This window comes from Photobacterium sp. SP02, assembly GCF_038519165.1.
Classification (GTDB): domain Bacteria; phylum Pseudomonadota; class Gammaproteobacteria; order Enterobacterales; family Vibrionaceae; genus Photobacterium; species Photobacterium halotolerans.
Genome location: NZ_JASJOJ010000040.1, coordinates 14,348 through 40,438 on the forward strand (window position 1 = coordinate 14,348; position 26,091 = coordinate 40,438).

Sequence of the window (26,091 nt, forward strand, 5' to 3'; positions counted from 1 at the left end):
ACAGGAATCCATATATTGTGGCGGATTATACCCAATAGGGATCGGTTATTGGTCTACTTTTTGATAAGGAAGACAAGCGGCAACCAGGCGGCAGGTAAAGTGGCCGCCCCCTGAACACGCTATGCCAGCTCTCAAGGCGGATTTACAGGATCGCCTCTGTTGCTGGGGCAAGGTTTAAACTCTCGACCAGCTGAGCCAGAGGCATAGGTTTACCAAATTGGTAGCCCTGCGCATAATCCACGCCCAGCTGCTCCAGACGCCGCAAAATGGCTTCATTTTCAACAAACTCAGCGACTGTCTGCTTACCCATTTTCTTGGCCAGATCGTTAATGGCTGTCACCATGGCAAAATCGACTTCATCATCGGCAATGTCACGGACGAACATACCGTCAATTTTGATCAGATCAACGGGCAGGCGTTTCAGGTAACCAAAGGAGGACAGACCGGCGCCAAAATCATCCAGCGAAATCAGGCACCCCAGCGTTTTCAACTGAGTGAATAACTCAATGGCTTCACTCATATTGCCTATTGCGGCGGTTTCGGTAATTTCCAGACACAGCTTGCTGGCCGGTACACTGGATTGGCTAATACGCGTCAGCAGAAAATCGACAAAATCAGGATTGCCCATCGACTGCCCGGACAGGTTAACAGAGCACAGCTTGAGCGGCGCAACCGCTTCCGGGTGGGCTTCCAGCCACAGGAGAACCGCGTTAACCACATACCGATCGATCAGGTGCGCCAGGTTGTAGCGTTCAGCCGCGGGCATGAACAGCCCGGGCGGTATCATTGCCCCGTCGCTGCTGCGCATCCGGATCAGAATTTCATAGTGATGGCCGGTGGACGCGGTTGCCAGCGGTGCAATCGCCTGGGCATAGAGCTCAAACCGCTGTTCATCAAGCGCACGCCGGATATGGTTGACGTACGCCATTTCCCGCTCGCGCCGTTGCAATTCTTCATCATCCGGACGGTACAAATGCAGGCGGTTGCGGCCTTCATCTTTGGCGGCATAACACGCCGTATCGGCCTGGGCATGCACCTGCTGAGGAGAGCCGGCGGTATTATCAATCAACCGGATGCCGATAGAGGCACTCAGGCTGAAACGGGTGTTCTGCCAGTAGAACTCGCTTTCTTCCAGCAGATGCAGGATTTCTGCGCCCAGACGCAGCGCCCCTTCCACTTCACAGTGGCTGAGAATAATGGCAAATTCATCGCCGCCCAGCCGCGCCAGCGTCGCCTTATGCGGCATGATCCCCCGCAGCAGCCAGGCCACTTGCTTGAGCGCTTCATCGCCGGCTTCATGGCCTGCCGTATCATTGATAACTTTAAACTGATCGAGATCCAGATAGAGCATGGCATGGCGGGCGCCTTTGTCTCTGGCTTCGGATAACGACACCTCGAGCTGGCGCTCGAAATAGCTGCGGTTGAACAGACTGGTCAGGTAGTCATGGTTTGCCTGGTATTCCAGTTTGGCTTCCAGCTCGCGGGTACTGGTAATGTCTTCGCCGACCAGCAGCAGCTGATGCTGAGACAGGGAAGATCGTATGGTTTCCCGAATCCAGACCGCTTTGCCGCTGGCACTGGTATAGCGCAGCTGGCGCCGCCAGACGTTCTGGTCATCTTTGCCCTGATGGGCCGAGATAAAATGCTGAGGGATCTCTTCATCGTCCAGGTAAAAATCGGTGACTTTATGGCCCAGCATTTCCCGCTTGCTGTAGCCCAGTAACTCGGTGGCAAACTGATTCACAGACTGAATGCGGCCGTGCTGATTGATCGCCAGCAAGATCACAGGCTGCTGTTCATAGAGCAGGCGGTAGCTGATTTCCCGCTCCCGCAGTTTTTCTTCCATATGATGGCGGGAAGTGACATCCCGGGCTTCAAGCAGTAACTGCCCCTCGACACCGTCAGTGTGGGGCAGGGGTTTGATGGAAATATCCAGGATCCGCGTGCCGTCTTCACTGCTGTTGATGCCGGTTTCAAATCTCACCAGCTGGCTGCGGGTCGCCGACAGGAAGGACTGTTTTAGCTGCTCTGTGCTGGTGCGCTCCCAGCAACCCCAGTCCCAGAATGGGCGGTCATATTTGATCACTGAGCGGCCGAGCAAATCCTGCAGCGCCAGGTTGGCCGATTGCAACTGACCGCTCGGGTGTAAGATGGCAATGAACTGGAAACTCTGATCAAACACCCCTTCGAACATTGTCCGGCTCTGGGTCAGCTTTCTCTCACTGCGGCGCAGGCGCCGGATAATCACAATCAGCAGCAGGATCACCGAGAGCATCACCGCCAGCACCAGGCTGAACAGCCTGACCTGGCCGGCGTACTTGTCAAACCAGCTCAGCGGCCGGTTCACCAAGAGCACCTGCTCCTTGTCCACAGGGACATTCCAGCGTTGCAAGGCCGGGTAATTAAACATCGCCTGGCGGGGACTGTTGAGAAACACTGGATATTGCGTCTCCGTATCGTGCAGCACCTGCTTTAACAACTGCCCCAGTATCATGCCCTGATCGTAACCACGGCTGACCACCCCACCCAGCGCGCCGTCCTCCAGCAGAAAGCGGTAAGACACATACACAGGGACGCTGGCCTTGCGGGTCAGGGTCTGCATCAGCTCACGGCTCGACATATACACGCCGTTACCATCGACAAAATAGCTGAGGAAAACAATCGCAGAATAAGGCGGTAGCTGGCCGACCACCTCGAACAAGTCGGCAAACGACTGCGGACTGAGATAGGTGTAATCCAATTCGGGATGCTGGCTGAGATAGCGCTGGGCATCCTGCCAGAGCTCACGGCCGGTTGCGGTGTGATCGGTAATAAAGTAATACTGCCGGACATCGGGCTGAATAGTCTGGATTAAATGAATATTGGCCGAAATTTCATTGGCTTCCAGTACGCCACCTACTCGGGTCAGGTTGGCATGCTTGGCGGGTTTGTAGGCATTGATGCCCGACATCAGCACAGGCGTCGGGCCGATTTCATCAGACAGCTGATTGACCAGCCACAAGGCGTTATCGTCGGTTACCAGGATGGCATCGAACTTTTCACTGCTGAGTTTGGCACGGTATACATCCACCAGCTGATCCAGATACCAGGGCGACTGGTAGCGCTTGCTGTCCATATAATCGACCTGGAGGTGCACCGATTCAGAACGCAGGGCGGCTTCCAGCCCGGCCTGCTGGGCATCCGTCCATTGCATACCTTGATGATAGGAATGAATCACCAGCACATTAGCTTCAGCCAGCGCCAATCTGGGTAGGAGAAGTACCAGTAGCAAGAGAACTAAGCGCATGAAGAGACAGTGATATCCTTTATTGATGCTGTGATTGAGAGCCAATCCTAATCCGTGCGTCATGAGTCAAGCCAGTATATGATGCAGTAGTTGCGAACTACCACGGAAAGATGCCATGACCCCGCTACCTCGTCTTGATGATTTAGACCGAGATATTCTGAATGCCCTGATGCACGATGCCCGGATCCCCTATGCCGAAATGGCCAAGCGCTTCAATGTCAGCCCGGCCACCGTCCATGTCCGTGTCGAAAAAATGCGCGCCGCCAACATCATTACTGGAACTGAAGTGATTATCAACCCTAAGCTTCTGGGATATGACGTCTGTTGCTTTATTGGTATCAATTTGAATGCGGCCAGAGATTATCATTCCGCTCTGGCAAAACTCAATGAACTCGACGAAGTGGTGGAAGCCTATTACACCACAGGGGCATACAACATATTCGTCAAGCTGATGTGCCGCTCGATTGAAGAACTGCAGTATGTGCTCATCGACAAGCTCCAGGCCATTGATGAAGTGCAATCGACGGAAACCCTGATCTCACTGCAAAACCCGATCAATCGCAACGTTAAGCCCTGATCATCAGGTAAGAAAAAAGCGAGCCCGGGCTCGCTTTTCTGAGGCGTTTATTTCCTGTCGGCCACACTGGCCTGACGTTCTGCCGCTTCCGCCGCCAGCCATTCGGCCACCGACTTGGCAAAGTAAGTCAGAATACCGTCGGCACCGGCACGCTTGAAGCACAGCAGAGATTCCATCACGGTGTCTTTTTCTTTCAGCCAGCCATTCTGGATCGCCGCCATGTGCATGGCATACTCCCCTGAGACCTGATAGGCAAACGTCGGCACCTGCAGCTCTGTCTTCACCCGGCGCACCACATCCAGATACGGCATCCCCGGTTTGACCATCACCATGTCCGCCCCTTCCTGCACATCCATTGCCACTTCGTGCAGGGCTTCGTCTGTGTTGGCCGGATCCATCTGGTAGGTTTTCTTATCGCCGCCTTTGAGGTTGCTCGCCGAGCCGACCGCATCACGGAACGGGCCGTAATAGTTAGACGCATACTTGGCCGAATACGCCATGATCTGGGTATGGATAAAGCCGGCTTCTTCTAACGCTTCGCGGATGGCGCCGATACGGCCATCCATCATGTCAGACGGTGCCACCACGTCCGCACCGGCATCCGCATGCGACAAGGCCTGCTTGACCAGCACTTCCGTCGTTTCATCGTTGATCACATAGCCGTTGTCATCAATGATGCCGTCCTGACCGTGGGTGGTGAAGGGGTCCAGCGCCACATCCGTGATCACTCCCATCTGAGGCACATGCTCTTTGAGCAGACGCACGGCGCGCTGTACCAAGCCTTCAGGGTTATAGGCCTCGGCGGCGCACACACTCTTGAAGTCCTGCGACACCACAGGGAACAAGGCAATGGCCGGTACACCCAGCTTGGACAGGTACTCAGCTTCCAGCAGCATCAGATCAATTGACAGACGCTCCACACCCGGCATGGATTCCACCGGCTCGCGGCGGTTTTTACCCAGCAGGATAAACATGGGATAGATCAGGTCGTTCACTGAAATCTGATTCTCTGCCGTCAGTCGGCGGCTGAAATCTTGCTTGCGCACACGGCGCATACGACGGGCCGGAAATGCCCCCTGAATAGATACAGACACTGCTCACTCCTTGTTGGTTATGCGGCAACGGGTACCGCAGTCAATCACAGTTGCGTTTCATATTATCATCGAACAAAGGTTTACGCTGGCTCGATCTGAAAAAATGCCCGGCTGGTCGCTGATACCGCCGCCATCAGATCCGCGGCCGACTGTTGCCGGCACGCTGCCACCGCCTGTGCGATATGGGGCAAATACGCCGGTTCATTGCGGCTGGACTTGGGTTTGGGCCGCAGATCGCGCGGCAGCAGATAAGGGCAGTCCGTTTCTATCATCAGCCGGTTGTCCGGAATATGCCGCACGATATTGCGCAACTCGGTGCCCCGGCGCTCGTCGCAGATCCAGCCGGTGATGCCAATGTGCAGATCCAGCGCCAGGCAGTCTTTCAGCTCTTGCTCGCTGCCGGTAAAGCAATGCAGCACCGCCGCCGGCAGCTTATCGCGCCAGGGTTTGAGTATCGCCAGAAAGCGCTCATGGGCATCCCGGCAGTGCATGAACACCGGCTTTTGCAGCTCCGCTGCCAGTGCCAGCTGCGCCTCAAAAACCGCTTCCTGCTGCGGACGGGGTGAAAAATCACGGTTGAAATCCAGACCGCATTCGCCCACCGCGACCACAGCCGGGTCAGCCGCCAGTTCGCGAATCGCGGGGAGAGAGAAGTCCGACACCGATTTGGCATCGTGCGGGTGCACGCCAGCGGTACTGAAGCAGTAGCCCGGCCACTGATGCGCCATCGCCAGCGCCTGCCGGCTTTCATCCTCACTGGTGCCGGTCAGGATCAGGGCTTTGACACCGGCCTGCTGCGAGCGGGCGATGACCGCTTCCCTGTCTTTATCAAAACGGCTGTTGGTCAGGTTGACGCCAATATCTATCATCACTGTGCTATCCGCTGAAAAAGAACCCCATTTTACACACCGGGCGGTGACAAAGAACAACCGCGGAAACAAAAACAGCCGCACCGGGCGGCTGTTTTTCAGCAATCAGTCAGCAAAAAGCGACTTAATCTTCTTCGGACGGCGCCTGCTCATTGGCGCGAATATAGAAGCGCGAGAAGAACAAGCCGACCTCAAACAGCAGGCACATAGGAATCGCCAGCAAGGTCTGAGAAATAATGTCCGGCGGGGTCAGCAACATACCCACCACAAACGCCGCCACTATGATATAGGGCCGCTTCTGGCGCAGGCTCTGCGGATCGGTCGCGCCGGTCCAGCACAGCAGAATAATGGCGACCGGAATTTCAAAGGCGATACCAAACGCCAGGAACAGCGCCAGGACAAAGTCCAGGTAACTGGCGATATCGGTCGCCACCTGCACCCCTTCCGGGGCAATGCTGGTAAAGAAGCCGAACACCAGCGGGAATACCACAAAATACGCAAAGGCCACGCCGCAATAGAACAGCAGCGAGCTGGAAAACAGCAGCGGCATCACCAGCCGGCGTTCGTGCTTGTACAAACCCGGGGCGACAAAGGCCCAGATTTGATACAGGATCAGAGGCACGGCCAGAAACACAGAGGCAACCAGCGTCAGCTTGATCGGCGTAAAGAAAGGCGAGGCCACATCGGTGGCAATCATGCTGGTGCCTTCCGGCAGTCTCTCCACCAGCGGGGCCGCCAGCAGACTGTAAATGTCATTGGCAAACCACACCAGGCAGAGAAATACCACCAGGACACTCAGGATAGAACGGAGCAGCCGGTTACGCAGTTCCAGCAGATGGCTGAACAAGGGCTGGGTGTCTTCCACACTCGACATGAGGCGTAATTAATCCTGTTTTTGCGATGAAGTTGGATGCGGCTGTACCGGGTCATCCTGATGAGGATCAGCCGGCGGACGATGATCTGGCGCCGTGCCTTCAGGCGTGATCTGAGGCTCAGACTCAGGTTCCGCCTTGGCGTAAGGGCGCTGCACCGATGCCGCGGCCTCTTTCAGCTCGTCGACTGACCTTTGCAGCTCCGGAGACAGATCTTTCATGCCCGCCTGCTCGGCCTTTTTCAAGTCCTGCTGCAGTTCGTGAATTTTCAGCTCCTGAGACAGCTCAGTCTTCACCGCACTGGCCATGTTTCTGGCCGCATTGACCCACTGCGAGACTGAACGTATCGCCACAGGCAGCCGCTCCGGTCCAAGCACGACCAGACCGACGATGGCAATTAATATCAGCTCCCAGAACCCGATATCAAACACGCGTTAAACCTGCTCTTTATCTTTCGGGTTTTTCTGTGGCTCAGCGGCCTCTTTTTTATCCGCCAGCGATTTTTGCTCAAAATCGGCATCGGCCTTATTTTTCGCTTCGTCGTCGTCACTCAGGGCTTTTTTAAAGCCTTTGACTGCCGATCCTAAGTCACCGCCCATTGAGCGTAACTTCTTGGTACCGAATAATAAGACGATGATCAGGGCAACGATTAAGAGTTGCCAGATACTGATTCCACCCATGTTTACCTTTCCTCAATAAGATTCATAAAACGCAGTGCCACACAGCAGCACAGCCGTTATTTTGTGTAAGCCCGCCAGCCAAACAGCCAGCACATCGCACCAGCTGTGGCCGATACGACCGGATAAACATCCACCTGATTACTAAAAAGTATGGCAGAGCATATAATCAGCGTCGCCCCAACCCCAAAACAGAACCTGGCCTGGGCTTGCTGACGACGGCTGGTCATGAAATTGTCGTACAGTTTATCAATCCGCTGATTCATCACCTTGCCCTGGCGCAAACTGTCATAAAGAAGTTCCGGTAATTCCGGTAATTTCTCGGCCCAGAAAGGCGCCTTGTCCCGCACCGCACCAATAATGGCCTGCGGCCCGACCTGACGCGACATCCAGTCTTCCAGAAACGGCTTGGCGGTATCCCAGAGATCCAGCTGCGGATACAACTGCCTTCCTAACCCTTCAACATACAGCAGGGTTTTCTGCAGCAGCACCAGCTGAGGCTGAACTTCCATATTAAAGCGCCGTGCCGTATTGAACAGGTTCAGCAGCACGTGGCCAAAGGAGATATCTGCCAGCGGTTTCTCGAAAATCGGCTCGCACACGGTACGGATCGCAAATTCAAATTCGTCGACATTGGTATCGGGCGGCACCCAGCCTGAATCCACGTGCAGCTCAGCCACTTTGCGGTAATCCCGGTTAAAAAACGCCAGCAGGTTTTCGGCCAGATAGCGCTTATCGTCCCGGTTCAGGGTACCTACGATACCAAAATCCAGCGCAATCCACTGCGGATCAACCGGGTTCTTGTGCGACACAAAAATATTGCCCGGATGCATATCCGCATGAAAGAAACTGTCACGAAAGACCTGAGTGAAGAACACATTCACGGCTTTTTCCGACAGCAGCTTCATGTCTGTGCCGTTGGCTTTCAGCGCCTCGACATCAGAAACCTGGATACCATAGATGCGTTCCATGACAAGAAGATTACTGTGCGAATAATCGGTAAAGACTTCAGGAACATAGAGTGAATCGCTGCCGTCGAAGTTGCGTCTTAGCTGAATGGCATTGGCCGCTTCGCGCATCAGATCTAACTCATCGAGCAAGGTTTTTTCATATTCCCGGATCACTTCCACCGGTCGCAGGCGACGCGCTTCGGGCATAAAGCGAGACAGCAAACGGGCCATACGGTACATGAGTTTGATGTCGGCCTGAATCACAGGCAGGATGTCCGGGCGGATCACCTTGAGCACCACTTCCCGACCGTTCTCTTTCAGTGTAGCAGTGTGGACCTGAGCAATGGATGCCGAGGCCAGCGGCGTCTGGTCGAAATCGGCAAACCAGGTATCCAGCGGCCCGCCTAACGATTTTTCAATCTGCTTTCGGGCCAGGGCACCGTCAAAAGGGGCCACCCTGTCTTGCAGCAACGCCAGCTGATCAGCAATGTGCGGCGGAAACAGGTCACGTCGGGTCGACATCATCTGACCGAACTTCACCCACACCGGCCCCAGCGTTTGCAACGCCAGTCGCAGGCGCTCACCCAAAGGTTTGTCCGGATGCTGGTTACGGATCCAGAACAGGCTCTTGCGCATCAGTTTCGGCAGCCGGGTACGCGGATCGTCCGGCAATAAATCGTCCAGCCCGTAGCGCAGCTGGACGGCAGTAATCTGGTATAGGCGCTTAATTTCAGAAAAACGGCTCATGGGCTATCAGGACGGGCTAGTGGGTTGCGCCAGCCGTTCAGCCAGCTTGTGAATCCGGGCTTCGAGACGGGCCAGCTGTGAGGCGGCTTCGTCAACCTGGTCGGCAAAATGGGCAATTTCCAGCGCCGGCGGGGCCAGCCGCCATTCTTCAGTGACGATTTCGCCCAGATCGCGGCGGCGTTCACCCAGCAGATGCTGCAGTCCTGCCAGCTTATGCCGGGCACCGCTCACAACGGTATGGGCAACCACATCCCCGCTGTAGCGAGACAAGCGTTCCGCCACATCCGGCTTGAGGCCGCTGAGCAGTGCGGAAAACTGCTGGGCCAGCTGAATATCCCCTTCCAGGGCCAGTTTGTCGGCTTTGATCAGCTGGGTGAGGTTGGCCTGCTCACGCAGCTCAGGCAGCGCGGCCAGGCTCAGGGCCAGGCGGCAGTCCGCCTCGCCTTCATAGGCGGCCAGCACGTCAATTTGCTGACTGAACACAAAGAACAGCTGCTTGCCAAAATCGTTAATCTGCACGCTGATCACTTTGCCACGCAGACGCGCCAGACGGCGCTGGCTGGCCTCTTCATCTTTCAGCAAAGCATTCAGGGCGGTTTCCACCACTCCGGTGACTAAAGCATCAACTGGCATCCGGACCTCAGAATTTATAACCACGGTGCAGGGCAACAATGCCGCCCGTCAGGTTATGGAAGCTGGTTTGCTCGAAACCGGCTTCCTGCATCATCCCTTCCAGTGTGACCTGATCCGGGTGCATACGGATAGATTCGGCCAGATAGCGATAGCTGTCCGCATCCCCCACCACCATTTCACCCACGCGCGGCAAGATGTGGAACGAATAGGCGTCATAAATTTTTGACAGCGGCTCTATCACTGGCTTGGAGAATTCCAGCACCAGCAGGCGGCCGCCAGGCTTGAGCACGCGGAACATGGAACGCAGTGCTTTGTCTTTGTCGGTCACGTTGCGCAGACAGAAACTGATGGTAATGCAGTCAAAGTAGTTATCCGGGAACGGCAGCTCTTCGGCGTTGGCCTGCACATAGGCCACGTTGCCGACGATACCGCGATCGCGCAGTTTGCTGCGGCCCACTTTGAGCATAGAATTATTGATGTCCGCCAGCACCACCTGACCGTCTTCACCGACCATGCGCGAGAACTTGGCCGTCAAGTCGCCGGTACCGCCACCCAGATCCAGCACCCGCTGACCCCGGCGTACGCCGCTGCAGTCCACAGTGAAACGCTTCCAGATACGATGGATACCCATAGACATCAGGTCGTTCATCAGATCGTATTTGTCCGCTACCGAGTGAAACACTTCCGCGACCAGCTGCGCTTTCTCATCTTTAGCGACCTTACGGTAACCAAAATCAGTGGTTTGTGTGGGTTCAGTCATGCTCGTTCCATCAATTCTCATCTAATTGCCGTAGTTTACTTGAAGCGCTAAGGTGTGTCATTCACCGTCTCGGCCAGCCTGTGGGCAGTATCACTGTCACGCTGTGCCTGCTCGGTCAGTGCCGGGGGCAAATCCCGTTTCACCTCAACGCCCAGCTGCTTGAAGCTTTCGGCCTGGCGGATGATATTGCCCCGTCCGGTCGCCAGCTTGTTCATTGCGCCCTGATAGCTCTGGCTGGCTTTCTCCAGCGCCGTGCCGACATTGTCCATGTCGGCGACAAACAGCCGCAGCTTGTCGTACAGCTTGCCGGCCCGTTCCGCTATCTGTTTGGCATTCTGATTTTGCCTTTCATTGCGCCACAAGTTATTGATGGTGCGCAAAGCCACCAGCAATGTGGTCGGGCTGACCAGCATAATATTGCTGTCCATGGCATCGCGGATAAGCGCAGGATCGGCTTCGACGGCCGCCTGGAACGCCGGCTCCACCGGGATAAACATCAGCACGTAATCCAGGCAGCGAACGCCGTCCAGCTGATGGTAATCTTTGCGGCTCAGGCCGCGGATATGGCTGCGCAGCGAGACCAGATGCTCGCTGAGGGCTTTGTCGCGCTCCTCCTGGCTTTGGGCATGAAAATAGCGCTCATAGGCGACCAGCGACATTTTGGCATCGACCACCACGTCTTTCTCCTGCGGCAGGTGTACCACCACATCCGGCTGATAGCGCTTGCCGCTGTTATCTTCCAGGTTCACCTGAGTGTGATATTCATGGCCTTCCCGCAGACCGGACTCACTCAGCACCCGGGCCAGCACCACTTCGCCCCAGTTGCCCTGCGCTTTGTTATCGCCTTTCAGCGCCTGGGTCAGGTTGACGGCCTCACGGGCCATCTGCTCATTGAGCTGCTTGAGACTGTTGATTTCATGGACCAGGGTATGCCGCTCTCTGGCCTCATTGCTGAAACTGTCGTTGATCTGCTTGCGAAAACCTTCCAGCTGCTCTTTGAGCGGACTGAGCAGGCCATCCAGACTCAGCTTGTTCTGCGCGTCCACGCTGCGGCTTTTTTGTTCGAACAGCCGGTTGGCCAGGCTCTCAAACTGCTGCTGCAGCCGGTTCTCGGCATTTTCCAACAGGACGATTTTTTCCTGCGCGGCCTTTTGCTCTTCACGGTAACGGGTTTGCAGCTCACGCAAATCGGCAGCCAGGCCGGATTCCGCCTGCCGGGTTGTCTCCAGGCGCTCGGTCAGTTTCAGGTTTTCCTGCCGCAAGGTTTCCAGGTAACGCAGCTTTTCTACCGCCGCCGCCAGCCGGGCGTGCATCTGCCGCAGTTCATTGCTGAGGCGATCGCGCTCGACATCCAGGCTGTCGAGCTCCTGCTGCTGCTCTTGCAGATCGTGGCGCAGTTGCTGCTCCTGCTGCCGGGCCAGCCGGGTTTCGGTATCCAGCTGCTGCTGCCAGATCGCCGCCTGCTGCCGTAAACGTCCCTGAAACCACAGGGCCGTGGCACCGCCGGCGATCGTCGCACCGGCAATCGCCGCCGCCAGCCACTGGCCGTTATCACTGAGCCATTCACCCATCATCAATCTGTTTCCTGCATGCTTTTGTATTTATACAATAAGGCTAAAAAGATACTGGATAAATGTCCAGATATTGTCATCAATTAAGGCATGCTGATACCGAATTTCAGGCTGGCTGAGTAAGCACAAATGGCATAAACTGGCCCCTTTATGACGGGCAGCGGTTCACCCTGCCAGTCACACTGACACCAGCAGCAGGAAGCCGCAGTATGCAGGAAAAGAAAGCGATCGGGTTCGGCCTCGCCGCCGTGCTCTTATGGTCAACCGTCGCCACCGCCTTCAAGATCACCCTGGATTATTTTTCGCCGATCCAGATGGTGGCGGCGGCCAGTGCGGTATCAGCCCTAGCCTTGTTCGCCATCGCCGGTTATCAGGGCAGACTGAACCAGCTGCTGCCAACCCTGCGCGCCCGCCCGCTGTACTACCTGATGCTCGGGCTGATCAATCCCTGTATCTATTATCTGGTGCTGTTCAAAGCCTATGACTTGCTGCCGGCCTCTCAGGCCCAGCCGCTCAACTACAGCTGGGCCATCACACTGACGCTGATGGCCGCCCTGTTTCTCGGCCAGAAAATTCGCCCGCAGGACTGGGTCGCCTGTGTGTTTGGCTATCTGGGTGTGGTGGTGATTGCCACCAAAGGCGACATCATGGCCTTGCAGTTCGACAGCCCGCTGGGGGTGGCACTGGCGCTGGTGTCCACCTTATTGTGGGCGCTGTTCTGGATTATCAACACCAAAAACCAGGCCGATCCCGTGGTCAGTGTGTTGCTGGGTTTCGTGCTGTCGCTGCCTTTTTCCGTCGGTCTGAGCCTGTACATGGGCGGCTGGCAGCCCATTCCGTGGCAAGGCTGGCTGGCGGTCAGTTATGTCGGGCTGTTTGAAATGGGGATCACCTTTGTGCTCTGGCTCAATGCCATGAAACTGACCCGCAATACCGCCAAACTGAGCAACCTGATCTTCCTGTCGCCTTTTATCTCGCTGATCCTGCTGGCGACCATTATCGGTGAAACCATTCATCCGGCGACCCTGGTCGGGCTGGTCATGATCATCATGGGCCTGCTGATCCAGCAATGGCGGGGCAAAGCCAAAGCCAACGACGCCAGCGCTTCGTGCTGATCCCTTATCTGCAAACGAAAAAAAGCCTGTCACAGCAGTGACAGGCCAAGCGAGAGTTCAAAGGGTTGTCGAGACCCGGCGCCTTTGCGGCGTCTAGTTATGAGCGAAAAAATCGCAGGCTGTTGCTTAATCCTGCGCCGGCGCCGGATGCCACTGGCGGCCTTTACGCGATAACAAAATCAACAGTCCGGGCAGCAGCATCAGCATCTGAAAGGTCAGCAATAACGGCGGGGACAGCTCCATCCGCTGAGTCAGGCTGACCATCAGGCCGGCACCGCTCATCTGGAACAGACCCAGCATCGCCGCTGCGGTGCCTGCTCTGTCACCGAATGGCGCTAGCGCTTTACCGGCCGCCGAACCGAGCACGAAGGCAAAACCAAATGAGCTCATAAAGATGGGCACCATAAAGGCCCACGCCGCGGCGATATCTTTCAGTGCCAGCATCATCACGCCAGAGATCACCAGCATCGCCAGCCCCGACATCAGGGTGCGGCGGCTGCCCATCTTATCCATGCATTTCGGCGCCACCATGCAGGCGATAATGTTCAGCACCGCATTGACACCAAACCAGGCCGTAAACTGACCCATATCCAGACCCAGATGCACCATCAGCCACATTGGCGCAGAGGTCACATAGGCCAGAATCACCGCCATTGCCAGCATAGACATAGAGGCATGGAAGACAAAAACCGGCTCGCGCAGAACTGAAAAATACCGTGCCGGGCTGAACATCGCGCCGCTGACAAAGGTCTCCGCCGGACGGGTTTCGCGGAAAAACACACTCAGCAGCCCACCTGCCACCAGCGCAAAACCGGCCATAAAGCTGAAGTTCGCCCGCCAGCCAAACTCATGGGTCAGCCAGGAGCCCAGTAAAGGTGCCAGAGCCGGAATAAAACAAATCGCCCCGTTCAGATAGCTGATCATCCGGCCGCTGCGCTCAGGGCCGAAGCTGTCGCGGGCCGCCGCAAACGCGGCCACAGAAGTGGCGCAGGCACCGAAGCCCTGCAAAAAGCGCGCAAGCAGCATGATATCCAGCGACTGGGCGGTATACGCCAGTGCCGAGCTGAAAGCGTAGACAGTGACACCGGCCAGCGCAATCGGGCGACGGCCGAAACGGTCTGCCAGCGGGCCGGCAAAAACCTGTCCCAGTCCTAAACTGAACATGAACCAGGTGACGGTATCCTGCACCAGAGTCGGGTCGACGGCAAAGCTGTCAGCCATCGCTGGCAAAGCAGGCAGATAAATATCGATGGCCAGCGGGCTGAACAGCACCAGCAGGACCATTAACGCCACAATACGGCGATGAGACGTTGTCGTTTCAGGCTTCATTCACTCGGTTTCCTATCAGAAGACGGCGCCAGTCTAAGGCCTTAGTGATATGAATCAAAATGGTTTATATTCACTACTAAAATTCCATACTGGAATATCACTGCTCACCTAACGGACGAATTATGACTGTTGATAAATTAGCCCGCCTCGATCTCAACCTGCTGGTCTGCCTCCATGTCCTGCTGCAGGAATGCAGCGTGACCCGGGCAGCCCAGCGTTTGTTTCTCAGCCAGTCGGCGGTGAGCAAAAGTCTGGCCCGGCTGCGTGAGCAGTTCGATGATGCGCTGTTTGTCCGCAGTGCCCACGGCCTGCTGCCTACCCCGCGCGCCAAAGTGCTGCAACCGGTGCTGGAAAAACTGCTTCAGGATATTGAAAACCTGACCGAGCCGACTGAGTTTGTGCCGCAAAACAGCCACCGCCACTTCAAAATGTCGCTGGTAGAGAGTGCCTATCCGCTGTTAATGCCGCGTTTTCTCGGCGAAATCTTCAGTCAGGGCCCCAACATACTGCTCGATACCCACGCCTGGGAGCCGGACACCTTCGACAAGATGCTGCGCGGGGAAATCGACTTCGGCATTACCGGCAAGGATCTCAATCCGCACGACGCCCAGCTCACCCTGATGCCGCCCAAAGGGATCATTTTTCAGGAGCTTCACCGCGATACTCAGCGCTGTATCGTCCGCCCCGGCCACCCTGTGCTGGCGCTGGTTGAGCAGGGCGAATGGACTCAGGCCAATTATCTGCTGCAGCGCCATATCCAGGTGCGCTGCGGCCGCGATGACCGCTGGCTGCTGGACTACAAGCTGGCAGAACAAGGCCTGCAGCGCGACATCGCCATGTATGTGCCAGACTTTAATAGTGCCGCCAGCTTGTGTACCCATACGGATCTGATTTTTACGGCGCCGAGCCATTTTGCCGACTATGTCGCCGCTCAGCTCAATCTGGTGGTACTGCCGCTGCCGACCCCGCTGCCGGCAATGGCCTACACCCTGTTCTGGCCGCAGCATCAAGAGAATGATCCTGGCCATTGCTGGTTACGGCAGATAATCATTAACGGGTGCCGCGAATTGTCCAGTCGATAATTGCAGCCTCACTTTAAAAGCGCTACCGTTACCGGATCGGCCTGCTGCTGCCGTCAGGGTGACCAAGGGGCAGGTTTAGAGCATCCCCATTCGGATGACAACAACAGAAAGGAATATAGACTGATGCAATCAGTGATCTCACAACGCGTGGCACAGATTCGCCAGTGGCTGGAAGCGGAACAGCTTGACGCCCTGGTGATCCCGCATGAAGACGAATACCTGGGTGAATACATTCCCGAACACAACGAGCGCCTGCTGTGGGCCACCGGTTTTACCGGCTCGGCCGGCGCGGCGGTGATCGGCCGTGACAAAGCGGCCATGTTCGTCGATGGCCGCTATGTGGTTCAGGTTCGCAAGCAAGTGCCGGGCGATGTGTTTGAATACCGTCATCTGATTGAAGAGCCCCCGATGCACTGGGTGCAAGCGCATTTGCCGGCCGGCAGTAAAATCGCGGTTGATCCCCGGCTGCACAGCGGCGCCTGGCTGACACGCGTCCAGCAACATCTCGACAAAGATCAGCAGCTGGTGCTGATCAGCAACAACCCGATCGACGACCTGTGGCACGACCGTCCGGCCCCGACCTTGTCAGATGCCCGCCTGATGGGCCTGGATTATGTCGGCCAGAGCAGCAGCGAGAAGCGTGCTCAAATTGCGGCCAGCCTGCAGAAACAAAAAGCCGATGCCGTACTGCTGACCCAGCTCGACAGCATCGCCTGGCTGCTCAACGTGCGCGGCAGCGATGTGCACTGCCTGCCGGTACTGCTGTCAGCGGCAATTCTGCACCAGGACGCCAGCGTCGATTTCTTTATCGATCAAGCCCGCCTGCCTGCTGAGTTTGCGGCGCATGTCGGCGAAGGCGTTCGCGTTCAGGCCCCGGAAACCCTGAAAAATAGCCTGGCAGCCCTGAGCGGCAAGCGGGTGCTGCTTGATCCGGCCACCAGCAATGCCTGGTCCGGACAGACACTGCGTGACGCTGGCGCGGTCATCATTGAAGGTGCCGATCCCTGCATGCTGCCAAAAGCGGCGAAAAACGCCACTGAAGTGGCCGGCATGAAAGCCAGTCACATCCGCGATGGTGTTGCCGTGTCCAAATTCCTGGCCTGGGTCGACCGTCAGGTAGCGGCCGGCAACCTGCTGGACGAAGCGACACTGGCCGATCAGCTGTGGCAGTTCCGCATTCAAGACCCAAGCTGCACGGATGTCAGCTTTGACACCATTTCCGCAGCTGGCGGCAACGCGGCCATGTGTCACTACAACCACAACAACCAGCCTGAGCCGGGTGTCCTGCAAATGGACAATGTCTACCTGGTCGATTCAGGCGGCCAGTACCCGGACGGCACCACAGATATCACCCGCACCATCGCCATTGGTGAGCCGGATGCCGAAGTGAAGCAGACTTTTACCCTGGTGCTGAAAGGCCATATCGCGCTGGCAACCGCCCGTTTTCCCCGTGGCACGACAGGCTCTCAGCTTGATGCGCTGGCACGTCAGCATTTGTGGGCCCATGGTTTTGATTTCGACCACGGCACAGGCCACGGTGTCGGCCATTTCCTCAATGTGCATGAAGGGCCGCAGCGTATTTCAAAAGCACCGAATCCAACCGCACTGCTGCCGGGCATGGTACTGTCCAACGAACCGGGCTATTACCGCGCCGATGCATTTGGTATTCGCATCGAAAACCTGGAACTGGTGGTGGAAGTGGCAACCGAGGGTGACATGACAGTGCTGGGCTTCGAGTCGCTGACCCGTGCCCCGATTGACCGCCGCCTGGTGGATCTCAGCCTGCTGACCGAGACAGAACTCAACTGGCTGAACCGTTACCATCAAACCGTGTTCGAGGTGATCAGCCCATCACTGCAGGGTGAGGATCTGAGCTGGCTGCAGCAAGCCACGGCGCCGCTCAGCCGTTAACACTGAAATCTATTGATCTTCACACTCTCAGCCCGGCCATCTGTGCGCCGGGCTTTTTTATCACTGTCAGGCTCACACTTCAGTTAATCAAACACATAAAAGCCAGAACACTAGTAACAACCACCACTATTGATTGTTTTCACAACATAATAATGCCGTTAGCATCCCCGATGAAATTATACTCACTAGAATTCATAAGGTTATGCTATGAAAAAATATGTTCTCTATGCGTTAGGCTGCTTATCTTTTGCCGCCTTCGCCAATACTAACCCGCACCTGGAAAGCTATACCAAATCGGTCAGCCAGACCTTAAGCAAAGGCCAGCGTGTCAACTTTACCGTTAACTTTTCCCTGCCGCCTGCTGACCGACGCCATCTGGTCACGCTGGGTTTTGATAACAACCAACCCAACGCCATGGACTGTACAATCAGTATTTACAATGCCGCCAGCCAGCGACTGCATTATCTGGACTGTCGTCCGGGCTGGGGCGAAATACATTTTGATACACCCAATGAGTATTACCAGAATGGTTACCGCGCCGTTATCTCCCTCTATAACGCCGATTTCAGCAAGCCGAGCCAGCGCTTTGACGGTAACTTCCGCTTTAACTTTGGCGAAAGCAGCAGCATAGACAATGATCGCCTGCCTACCTGGTGGAAAAAAACCTATGAGGTTGTCGGGCTGGATGCCTATACCGACTATGATGGTGACGGTTTTACTCTGATGCAGGAATATTTCGGTAACAGCAAACCCAACGACGCCACCAGCTTCCCGGATCACGATCCGGTGATCGATTTTGATGAGACGCTGGCGGCAGGCACCTCAATCTATGCCGGTTTCGGCACGCCTGTGACCAAATGGCTGGAAATCACGCCTTACAACAATAAAAAAGTGAAGTCGCTGGAACTGATGGTCGATACCACAGCCAATGCGCGGAATCAGTCTGTCGTGGCCTTCTTCTACAACGAAAACAATGAACGGATTTACCCCACTTACCTGAAATATCCCTCCGGCAATTTGTCGGTCTTTTTTGATCAGCCAGTTGAAGTCCAGACGCTGAAAGTGGAGCTGACGGCCCGTCATTACTCGTCCGGTATCACCGCCCGCTATGACGCCAAAGTCAATGCGGTCTTTACCGAATAAATCAAAAAATCAGGCTGATGAATCCATCAGCCTGATTTTGTTATCAACATAAACCCGAGTACCGACTTACAGCGGCAGTCCGGAATACGCGTGATGCCAGTCTTTCCACACCACCTCAAAACCGTGTTGCTTCACCGCATCAGCAACCTCAGCTACGGCACGTTCATCACTGATCGCAAACTGCTCCAGCTCAGGCTCATCATCGGCATAGCCGCCAGGCTGGGTTTTGGAGCCCGCCGACATGCTGGTGATCCCTAATGGCAACACATTATCGCGAAAATGCGGCGATTCCCGGGTCGACATCGACAGCTCGACTTCAGGATTAAACAGCCGGTAAGCACAAATCAGCTGCACCAGCTGGCGGTCGCTCATCACTGATTTCGGCTCCAGGCCACCCGTGCAGGGCCGCAGGCGCGGGAAGGAAATCGAATAACGGCTCTGCCAGTAAGTGCGTTCGAGATAATCCAGATGACTGGCGGTAAAAAAGCAATCTGTGCGCCACTCTTCCAGGCCAATCAGGGCACCAATACCGATTTTGTCGATCCCGGCGCGTGCCAGCCGATCCGGCGTTGCCAACCTGTATTCAAAATCCATTTTATTGCCGCGCAGATGATGCTTGGCGTACGTCGGAGCACTGTAAGTTTCCTGATACACCATGACCGCATCCAGCCCCAGGGTTTTCAGCTCAGCATACTCGTGCTGATCCAGCGGCTGCACTTCCATCGACAGATAACTGAAGTGGCGTTTAATCGCCGGCACACATTCGCGGAAATAGGCCATGCCGACCTTGCGCTCATGCTCACCGGTGACCAACAGCACATTATCGAAGTTTAGTGCCTTGATCGCCGCACATTCCCGCTCAATCTCGTCAAGATTTAACGTCCGCCGCTTGATCTTGTTTTCCATGGTAAAGCCGCAATAGGTGCAGCTGTTGGCACAGAGGTTCGACAGGTACAAAGGGACATAAAACCCGATGGTCCGGCCAAAACGCTGCCGCGTCAGTACGGCCGACTGCTGCGCCATCTGCTCAAGATACGGCTCTGCCGCAGGCGAAATCAGTGCTTTGAAATCTTCCAGATCGCGCTTTCGTCTACTGAGTGCCCGCTCGACATCTGCAGCTGTTTTACTGTAGATAGACATCCGGACATCATCCCAGTCCAGCTGCCGCCATACATCCACATAACTCATGGCGTCTCCTTACGCGCTGGCGTCTAAAAACGCAGTTAACGGGCTGGACGCCACGGCATGGCTGACTTTACCGGCCAGGCCGGCTTCGTACGCCATCCGACCGCTCTCCACTGCCAGTTTAAAGGCCAGCCCCATCGCAACCGGATCCGCCGCTGCCGCAATCGCCGTATTGACCAGCACAGCATCAGCCCCCCGCTCCATGGCTTCAGCCGCATGTGACGGGGCGCCGATCCCGGCATCCACAATCACAGGCACCCGGGCCTGATCGATAATGATGTCGAGAAAATCCCGCGATGCCAGCCCTTTATTTGAACCTATCGGGGCGCCCAGCGGCATCACAGCGGCACAGCCCACTTCCTCCAGCCGTTTACATAACACAGGATCGGCATGGCAGTAGGGCAGCACAATGAAGCCTTGTTTGACCAGCGCTTCGGCTGCCGCCAGCGTTTCAATCGGATCCGGCATCAGGTATTTCGGGTCTGGATGGATTTCCAGTTTCAGCCAGTTGGTGCCCAGCGCTTCGCGGGCCAGCTGCGCGGCAAAGATCGCTTCTTTGGCATTCTTGGCCCCCGAGGTATTAGGCAGCAGGTTGACCCCTGCTTCGCGCAGCGGGGCAAGAATGTCGTCATCCCGGTTATCAATATCCACCCGTTTCAGTGCCATGGTCACCAGCTCAGAGCAGGATGCTAGAATTGACTGTGCCATTATGTCCCGGCCGGCATATTTTCCCGTACCGGTGAAAAGTCGGGATGAAAAGGTTTTATCGGCAATGGTCAGCATGTCAGCCTCCTGCTATGGCTTGAAACAAGGCGATTTCATCGCCGTCATTGAGTCGCTGATCGGCCCAGAACTCGCGGCCCAAAATGGCTTGATTGAGCGCAACGGCCGTCGCATCCAGCGGCATCGCCAGCTGCTCCAGCAGCTGTTGCAGCGAGCTTTGCGCCGCCAGCTGCATGGCTTTGTCGTTCACCAGAACGGTTATCGTGGTCATAAAGATTCCTTACTGCATACAGGACATTGAGGGTTGGCTGGCAAGGTAAACTGCTGCCATTGCAGGCTGAGGCCGTCGAACTGGCGGAACTGGCGGACACAGAGATCACCGCTGTCGGTGATAGCTTTCACCGCCTGCAGCGCCTGAAAGGTTCCCATAATGCCGACGACTGGCCCGGCAATACCTGTCTCACTGCAACTTTGCGGCGCTTGCATTTCCGCTTCAGGAAATAAGCAGTGGTAGCAAGGCCCCTGCTGTGCGCGAAAATCAAAGCTCATCAGTTGCCCCTGCCAGCGTATCGCTGCCGCCGAAATCAGCCGTTTTTCGTGTTCGAAGCAGGCCTGATTAATGGCATGACGACTGGCAAAGTTATCGGTGCAATCCAGCACCACGTCCGCCAGGCTGATTTCCATCGCCAGTTGCAGCTTGGCCAGCCTGGCCGTCACTGCGCGGGCACGGATCAGCGGATTGAGCGCTTTGACCTGCGCCACGGCGGCCTGCGCTTTGCTCTCACCCTGATTATCATCACGGTAGATAATCTGGCGCTGCAGGTTGGAACGCTCGACACGGTCGCCATCGGCAATCACCAGGCTGCCAACCCCCGCCGCCGCCAGATATAAGGCCGCCGGGGCGCCAAGCCCGCCAGCGCCGATAATCAGTACTCTGGCCTGTTGCAGGGCCTGCTGGCCCTGCTCACCGATTTCCGGTAGCTGCACCTGACGCTGATAGCGCAAAAAAGACTCGTCTGTCAGCATGGCTCCCTCACCAGCTTGTCGGCAAATCCCGCCAGTGCCTGCTCAAGATCCGCAGCGGCTGTCACGGCGCGCACTACAGCGACACAGGACACCCCGGTCTGCCAGACATCCGCAACATTGCTGAGATCAATACCGCCAATGGCAACAGTCGGGTAACGGCCGGCCACAGTGTCCAGGTGCTCTTTTAACTGGGCGATCCCCTGCGGCGGGGTTGGCATGTCTTTGGTCGGGGTCGGGAAAATATGGCCGATCGCCACATAGCTGGGTGCCAGGGCCAGACCGCGTTGCAACTCAGCCGCCGTTCGGGTCGATACCCCCAGACGGATATTCGCCTGACGCAACGCATCGAGATCCGCGATAGCCAGATCTTCCTGTCCCAGATGCACACCATAAGCACCGTGCCTGAGCGCCAGCTGCCAGTAGTCGTTAATAAACACCTGGGCGTTGTGCTCCCGGCCCAGACGAATCGCTTCAATAATCTGCGCTTCCAGCTCAGGATGGGCCGGATCTTTGATCCGCAGCTGAACGGATTTCACCCCCAGCGGCAGCAACCTGGCAATCCAGCGGACATCATCAACCACAGGATAGAGCGGCCCGATGCCGCCCTCCATCACAGGAAATGACTGTTGCATCACACCACTCATGCCTGTTCTTCCTCGTGAGTTTTAGCCTTGTGGTAGAGCTCGCTGCCCTTGTCACGAAATTCCTCCGCTTTCTGGCGCATACCTTCCAGCGGATCATCGAGCATGTGAATCACCTGGGCATCTTCTTGCGCTTTAGCGTAGTCCCGCACTTCCTGGGAGATCTTCATGGAACAGAATTTCGGTCCGCACATAGAGCAGAAGTGGGCCACTTTGCCCGATTCCTGCGGCAAGGTTTCATCATGGAAAGCGCGCGCGGTATCCGGGTCCAGCCCCAGATTGAACTGATCTTCCCAGCGGAATTCGAAACGGGCTTTAGACAGGGCATTATCACGCACCTGTGCGCCAGGATGGCCTTTGGCTAAATCAGCGGCGTGGGCACACAGCTTGTAGGTGATCAGACCGGTTTTGACATCGTCTTTGTTCGGCAGACCTAAATGCTCTTTCGGCGTGACATAGCACAGCATGGCGCAGCCAAACCAGCCAATCATCGCCGCGCCTATACCTGAGGTAATGTGATCATAGCCCGGAGCAATGTCGGTGGTCAGCGGGCCTAAGGTATAAAAAGGGGCTTCATGGCAGTGCTTGAGCTGCTCATCCATGTTCTCTTTGATCAGGTGCATCGGGACATGTCCCGGGCCTTCAATCATCACCTGGACATCGTACTCCCAGGCTACCTTGGTCAGTTCACCTAAAGTCCGCAGCTCACTGAACTGGGCTTCATCATTGGCATCAGCGACCGAGCCGGGACGCAACCCGTCACCCAGCGACAGGGAAATATCGTATTGGGCACAGATCTCGCAAATCTCGCGGAAATGCTCATAGAGAAAGCTTTCTTTGTGGTGCGCCAGGCACCATTTCGCCATGATAGAACCACCGCGGGAAACAATCCCGGTTACCCGCTTGGCGGTCATAGGGACAAAGCGCAGCAGCACACCGGCGTGGATGGTAAAATAGTCGACGCCCTGCTCGGCTTGCTCCAGCAAGGTGTCGCGGAAGACTTCCCAGGTCAGGTTCTCGGCAACACCGTTCACCTTCTCCAGCGCCTGATACATAGGGACAGTCCCGATGGGCACCGGGCTGTTGCGGATGATCCATTCGCGGGTTTCATGAATATTTCGGCCCGTCGACAAATCCATCACGGTATCGCCGCCCCAGCGGGTCGACCACACCAGTTTTTCCACTTCTTCTTCGATTGAAGAGCTCACGGCCGAGTTACCAATATTGGCATTCACTTTCACCAGGAAGTTGCGGCCAATGATCATCGGCTCGGATTCCGGGTGGTTGATGTTTGACGGAATAATCGCGCGGCCTTCAGCCACTTCCCGGCGCACAAACTCGGCTGTGATATCTTTGGGCAGATTGGCACCGAAGCTGTGTCCCGGATGCTGCTGGTTTAGCACCTCATCACGGTATTGAGCACGGCCCATGTTTTCCCGGATCGCAATATATTCCATTTCCGGGGTGATAATGCCCTGCCGGGCATAGTGCATCTGAGTCACACATTGGCCAGCTTGAGCACGGCGTACACGGGCTCGGTGGGCAAAACGCAGCTCTTCAAGTGTGTCGTCGGCCAGACGCTCTTTGGTATAGGCGGAGCTCAGCTCATCCAGCAGTTCGGTATCGCCGCGCTCCTCGATCCAGCTTTCACGCAGTGTCGGCAACCCGCTATAGATATCAATGGATTGATCAGGATCGGTATAAAAGCCTGAGGTGTCATAAACGCGAATCGGTTCATTAGGCTCAAAGATAGGATTGTTTTTATCGCCGCCGACCAGGGAATCGGCCTGAGCGATTTCACGCATGCCGACACGGATATCATCCCGGCTGCCGGTGACATAGACTTTACGTGAATTGGGATAGGCTTGGGTGGTGAGTGAATCAATGAATTGTTTCGCTTCCAGTCTCGCTTGCTTGCGACTCGACATAGCAATTTCCTTTTTCAAAGTTAGGGAAGTTGCTTGACGGATGGGCGCGTAAACAAGAGGCGGACACATGTAGGGCGTGTCGCATCGTCTGATACAGCAGCAGTACGCTAAAGGTACAGCTAGGCAGAAGATTTTCTCTTGTTCCCTTCGCAGATACTAATCTGATCAGGTTCAACGGATCCCGCAATGCGGTCTCAGCCAGTTGGCACTCCGACAAGTTTCAGTCAAAGAGTATAAGGAAGCATCACCCGCTCAGCAAGTCGTCTTTTTCATCCCCACACCACTACAGCGTTTTCTGCTGGCAGATCAGCACATCACACTTCAGGTGCTGCGCCAGCTCATAACGTATATCACCCAGCCAATGCATTCCGGGTTTGTAGTTACCTGTGACCACTAAATCGGCTTTAATCGCCTTTCCAAGCGCAATCAGATGCTTGGCAACATCGCCATCGGCCAGATGGATAGCCGCAACCGGACGTGGTGAATGCTTTGCCAGATCAGACAACTGAGCCATTCTTTTCAGCTCCTGCTCATTATGTGCCTCGTCGAGCTGTAAATCGATATCCAGAAAGCTGACATTCCCTACACCAGGCTCCACATAGGCCAGATGCAGATCCGCATTGTTTTGCTCTGCAATCACACCTGCTTTTGCAACCAACTGTTTTACATTCAAATCATCCGGGTTGATTGCCAGTAAAATGGTATGGTACATACCCATAAGCATCTCTACTCCTGCTAGGATTAGTGCACAATGTAGACCTTCATGTGAAAAAGCACGTCGCTTTGTGGTATCAGGCTTTAACCCTGTCTTTTCACCATAGCATGTAATGATTCTGTCACCATCTGGGCTTTCTATGAACCAACTGATTATTCTGGGCTATGTGGCCATTGGCGGGGCGGTCGGCGCCTGTTCACGCTACCTGATTGCTGAACTTTCGGTGCTTTTATTGGGCAAGGGGTTCCCGTACGGGACACTGGCTGTCAACATCATCGGCTCATTGATTATGGGGATGCTGAGCTCGGCACTTAACCAAGGTATGATAGAGGCGACACCTTGGCGTCCATTGATTGGCATCGGCATGCTGGGCGCTTTAACGACTTTTTCCACGTTTTCGATGGATAACCTGATACTGCTCCAGCAAGGCGCCTATATCAAGGCTGGCTTAAATATTATGCTGAACTTGTCTCTGAGCTTATTTGCTTGCTTCGTTGGATTTCAGTTGCTTCAGCGTGGATAAGCGGATGAATTGCCTATTGCGTCTAAACGGAAGTGAGATTCACTCCAAGCCCTAACATATGCCTGTGAGTGAAATTGAGGCATAAAAACCCCGCCTGATGACGAGGTCTTTAGAACTGGCAGCGGATGACGGATCGACCGGGCTGGCGTTCCAGTCGCCGACATCAGCGCATCGCGCTGACCTTCAGAAACAACAAAGCCCCGTCCGAAGACGAGGCTTTTGTATTTGGCAGGGGATGACGGATTCGAACCGCCGACATTCGGTTTTGGAGACCGACGTTCTACCGGGCTGAACTAATCCCCTAGAATTGGTAAGTATTGTATACAGCTGAACGAGAATTACCAGTCTTAGAGACTTAAAATGACTTACAGTTTTATCAATCGCTTATTAAAACATCAATGGATTCAATGTTCCTACCTTCTTTGCTGACATCTGTCCTGTTACCGCAGAAACACTGAGCACTGACTTCTAACAGACAGCCAACAACAAAGATAGTATTATCATTACGGATAGTGCCACTGGGAATACTTGAAAAGCAAAAAGGCCACCCGTAAGGTGGCCTTTTCTTAATGGGGAGCCTGGCGATGTCCTACTCTCACATGGGGAGACCCCACACTACCATCGGCGCTGCTGCGTTTCACGTCTGAGTTCGGCATGGGATCAGGTGGGTCCGCAACGCTATGGTCGCCAAGCAAATTCTTTCATCTACCGCCCGCAGGCGATAAATCACAATT

The 26,091-nt window shown here is 55.6% G+C and carries 24 protein-coding genes, 1 tRNA gene, 1 rRNA gene and 1 riboswitch; of the genes, 6 read left to right on the forward strand and 20 right to left on the reverse strand.

Features of this window, described 5'->3' with window-relative positions:
• Positions 1–142 precede the first annotated feature (142 nt).
• Positions 143–3,286: an EAL domain-containing protein gene (locus P0Y67_RS15775; protein WP_342392641.1), complete on the reverse strand. Its 3,144-nt coding sequence runs from the start codon at positions 3,284–3,286 to the stop codon at positions 143–145.
• A gap of 115 nt (positions 3,287–3,401) precedes the next feature.
• Here P0Y67_RS15775 and asnC point away from each other — a divergent pair, with 115 nt between their 5' ends.
• On the forward strand, positions 3,402–3,863 hold the full coding sequence (asnC, locus tag P0Y67_RS15780) for a transcriptional regulator AsnC (RefSeq protein WP_027251479.1): 462 nt from the start codon (positions 3,402–3,404) through the stop codon (positions 3,861–3,863).
• A gap of 47 nt (positions 3,864–3,910) precedes the next feature.
• On the opposite strand, the gene hemB is transcribed toward asnC, so the two are convergent.
• The 9 genes from hemB to rmuC form a co-directional block, all read right to left on the reverse strand.
• Positions 3,911–4,957: a porphobilinogen synthase gene (hemB, locus tag P0Y67_RS15785; RefSeq protein ID WP_342392642.1), complete on the reverse strand. Its 1,047-nt coding sequence runs from the start codon at positions 4,955–4,957 to the stop codon at positions 3,911–3,913.
• Positions 4,958–5,037: 80 nt separating this feature from the next.
• The gene (gene tatD, locus P0Y67_RS15790) at positions 5,038–5,826 is read right to left on the reverse strand and encodes a 3'-5' ssDNA/RNA exonuclease TatD (RefSeq protein ID WP_342392656.1); all 789 of its coding nucleotides are present in this window, start codon (positions 5,824–5,826) and stop codon (positions 5,038–5,040) included.
• Between the two features lie 124 nt (positions 5,827–5,950).
• Complete coding sequence (gene tatC / locus P0Y67_RS15795; protein WP_046221825.1) at positions 5,951–6,700, reverse strand: Sec-independent protein translocase subunit TatC; 750 nt, start codon at positions 6,698–6,700, stop codon at positions 5,951–5,953.
• 9 nt (positions 6,701–6,709) lie between these two features.
• The gene (gene tatB, locus P0Y67_RS15800) at positions 6,710–7,129 is read right to left on the reverse strand and encodes a Sec-independent protein translocase protein TatB (RefSeq protein ID WP_342392643.1); all 420 of its coding nucleotides are present in this window, start codon (positions 7,127–7,129) and stop codon (positions 6,710–6,712) included.
• 3 nt (positions 7,130–7,132) lie between these two features.
• Positions 7,133–7,378 carry a Sec-independent protein translocase subunit TatA gene (gene tatA / locus P0Y67_RS15805; protein WP_027251474.1) on the reverse strand — a complete coding sequence of 82 codons (246 nt, stop codon included), beginning with the start codon at positions 7,376–7,378 and terminating at the stop codon, positions 7,133–7,135.
• A gap of 56 nt (positions 7,379–7,434) precedes the next feature.
• A complete protein-coding gene (gene ubiB, locus P0Y67_RS15810; protein ID WP_342392644.1) occupies positions 7,435–9,072 on the reverse strand; it encodes a ubiquinone biosynthesis regulatory protein kinase UbiB in 1,638 nt (545 codons plus the stop codon).
• Positions 9,073–9,078: 6 nt separating this feature from the next.
• Positions 9,079–9,705 (reverse strand): ubiquinone biosynthesis accessory factor UbiJ, encoded by a 627-nt coding sequence (locus tag P0Y67_RS15815; protein ID WP_342392645.1) that lies wholly within the window; start codon positions 9,703–9,705, stop codon positions 9,079–9,081.
• 7 nt (positions 9,706–9,712) lie between these two features.
• A complete protein-coding gene (ubiE, locus tag P0Y67_RS15820; RefSeq protein WP_342392646.1) occupies positions 9,713–10,465 on the reverse strand; it encodes a bifunctional demethylmenaquinone methyltransferase/2-methoxy-6-polyprenyl-1,4-benzoquinol methylase UbiE in 753 nt (250 codons plus the stop codon).
• A 47-nt stretch (positions 10,466–10,512) separates the two neighbouring features.
• Entirely contained in the window at positions 10,513–12,036 is a 1,524-nt protein-coding gene (rmuC, locus tag P0Y67_RS15825) for a DNA recombination protein RmuC (protein WP_446728847.1), read from the reverse strand.
• A 209-nt stretch (positions 12,037–12,245) separates the two neighbouring features.
• Between rmuC and P0Y67_RS15830 the strand changes: the two genes are divergently transcribed.
• The gene (locus P0Y67_RS15830) at positions 12,246–13,151 is read left to right on the forward strand and encodes a DMT family transporter (protein WP_342392648.1); all 906 of its coding nucleotides are present in this window, start codon (positions 12,246–12,248) and stop codon (positions 13,149–13,151) included.
• A gap of 126 nt (positions 13,152–13,277) precedes the next feature.
• Here P0Y67_RS15830 and P0Y67_RS15835 read toward each other — a convergent pair whose 3' ends face one another.
• Positions 13,278–14,480, reverse strand: a complete 1,203-nt coding sequence (locus P0Y67_RS15835; RefSeq protein ID WP_342392649.1) for a multidrug effflux MFS transporter — start codon at positions 14,478–14,480, stop codon at positions 13,278–13,280.
• A gap of 122 nt (positions 14,481–14,602) precedes the next feature.
• Here P0Y67_RS15835 and P0Y67_RS15840 point away from each other — a divergent pair, with 122 nt between their 5' ends.
• From P0Y67_RS15840 to P0Y67_RS15850, 3 genes are all read left to right on the forward strand, one after another.
• A complete protein-coding gene (locus P0Y67_RS15840) occupies positions 14,603–15,562 on the forward strand; it encodes a LysR substrate-binding domain-containing protein (protein ID WP_192017385.1) in 960 nt (319 codons plus the stop codon).
• A 123-nt stretch (positions 15,563–15,685) separates the two neighbouring features.
• Entirely contained in the window at positions 15,686–17,473 is a 1,788-nt protein-coding gene (locus P0Y67_RS15845) for an aminopeptidase P family protein (protein WP_342392650.1), read from the forward strand.
• A gap of 207 nt (positions 17,474–17,680) precedes the next feature.
• Positions 17,681–18,616: a hypothetical protein gene (locus tag P0Y67_RS15850; protein WP_342392651.1), complete on the forward strand. Its 936-nt coding sequence runs from the start codon at positions 17,681–17,683 to the stop codon at positions 18,614–18,616.
• A 66-nt stretch (positions 18,617–18,682) separates the two neighbouring features.
• Here the strand turns inward: P0Y67_RS15850 and thiH are convergent, their stop codons facing one another.
• The 7 genes from thiH to P0Y67_RS15885 all read right to left on the reverse strand — a co-directional run bounded on the left by thiH (position 18,683) and on the right by P0Y67_RS15885 (position 24,843).
• Positions 18,683–19,804, reverse strand: coding sequence for a 2-iminoacetate synthase ThiH (gene thiH, locus P0Y67_RS15855; RefSeq protein WP_342392652.1), 1,122 nt, complete (start codon positions 19,802–19,804; stop codon positions 18,683–18,685).
• 9 nt (positions 19,805–19,813) lie between these two features.
• Positions 19,814–20,584, reverse strand: a complete 771-nt coding sequence (locus P0Y67_RS15860) for a thiazole synthase (protein WP_342392653.1) — start codon at positions 20,582–20,584, stop codon at positions 19,814–19,816.
• Position 20,585: 1 nt separating this feature from the next.
• Positions 20,586–20,795 carry a sulfur carrier protein ThiS gene (gene thiS / locus P0Y67_RS15865; protein WP_036758954.1) on the reverse strand — a complete coding sequence of 70 codons (210 nt, stop codon included), beginning with the start codon at positions 20,793–20,795 and terminating at the stop codon, positions 20,586–20,588.
• Entirely contained in the window at positions 20,792–21,550 is a 759-nt protein-coding gene (locus P0Y67_RS15870; protein WP_237795806.1) for a HesA/MoeB/ThiF family protein, read from the reverse strand. The genes thiS and P0Y67_RS15870 overlap by 4 nt, the downstream gene beginning before the upstream one ends.
• Positions 21,544–22,194 (reverse strand): thiamine phosphate synthase, encoded by a 651-nt coding sequence (gene thiE, locus P0Y67_RS15875; RefSeq protein ID WP_237795808.1) that lies wholly within the window; start codon positions 22,192–22,194, stop codon positions 21,544–21,546. The genes P0Y67_RS15870 and thiE overlap by 7 nt, the downstream gene beginning before the upstream one ends.
• On the reverse strand, positions 22,191–24,119 hold the full coding sequence (gene thiC, locus P0Y67_RS15880; RefSeq protein WP_342392654.1) for a phosphomethylpyrimidine synthase ThiC: 1,929 nt from the start codon (positions 24,117–24,119) through the stop codon (positions 22,191–22,193). Before thiC ends, thiE begins: the two co-directional genes overlap by 4 nt.
• Before the next feature lie 125 nt (positions 24,120–24,244).
• A riboswitch (TPP riboswitch) is annotated at positions 24,245–24,342 on the reverse strand.
• A 60-nt stretch (positions 24,343–24,402) separates the two neighbouring features.
• Positions 24,403–24,843, reverse strand: coding sequence for a universal stress protein (locus tag P0Y67_RS15885; protein ID WP_342392655.1), 441 nt, complete (start codon positions 24,841–24,843; stop codon positions 24,403–24,405).
• A gap of 130 nt (positions 24,844–24,973) precedes the next feature.
• Here P0Y67_RS15885 and crcB point away from each other — a divergent pair, with 130 nt between their 5' ends.
• A complete protein-coding gene (gene crcB, locus P0Y67_RS15890) occupies positions 24,974–25,357 on the forward strand; it encodes a fluoride efflux transporter CrcB (RefSeq protein WP_311568770.1) in 384 nt (127 codons plus the stop codon).
• Between the two features lie 226 nt (positions 25,358–25,583).
• Here crcB and P0Y67_RS15895 read toward each other — a convergent pair.
• Together P0Y67_RS15895 and rrf are read right to left on the reverse strand one after the other, a co-directional pair.
• A tRNA-Trp gene (locus tag P0Y67_RS15895) sits at positions 25,584–25,660 on the reverse strand.
• 273 nt (positions 25,661–25,933) lie between these two features.
• Positions 25,934–26,049 (reverse strand): 5S ribosomal RNA (gene rrf, locus P0Y67_RS15900).
• Between the last annotated feature and the right edge of the window lie 42 nt (positions 26,050–26,091).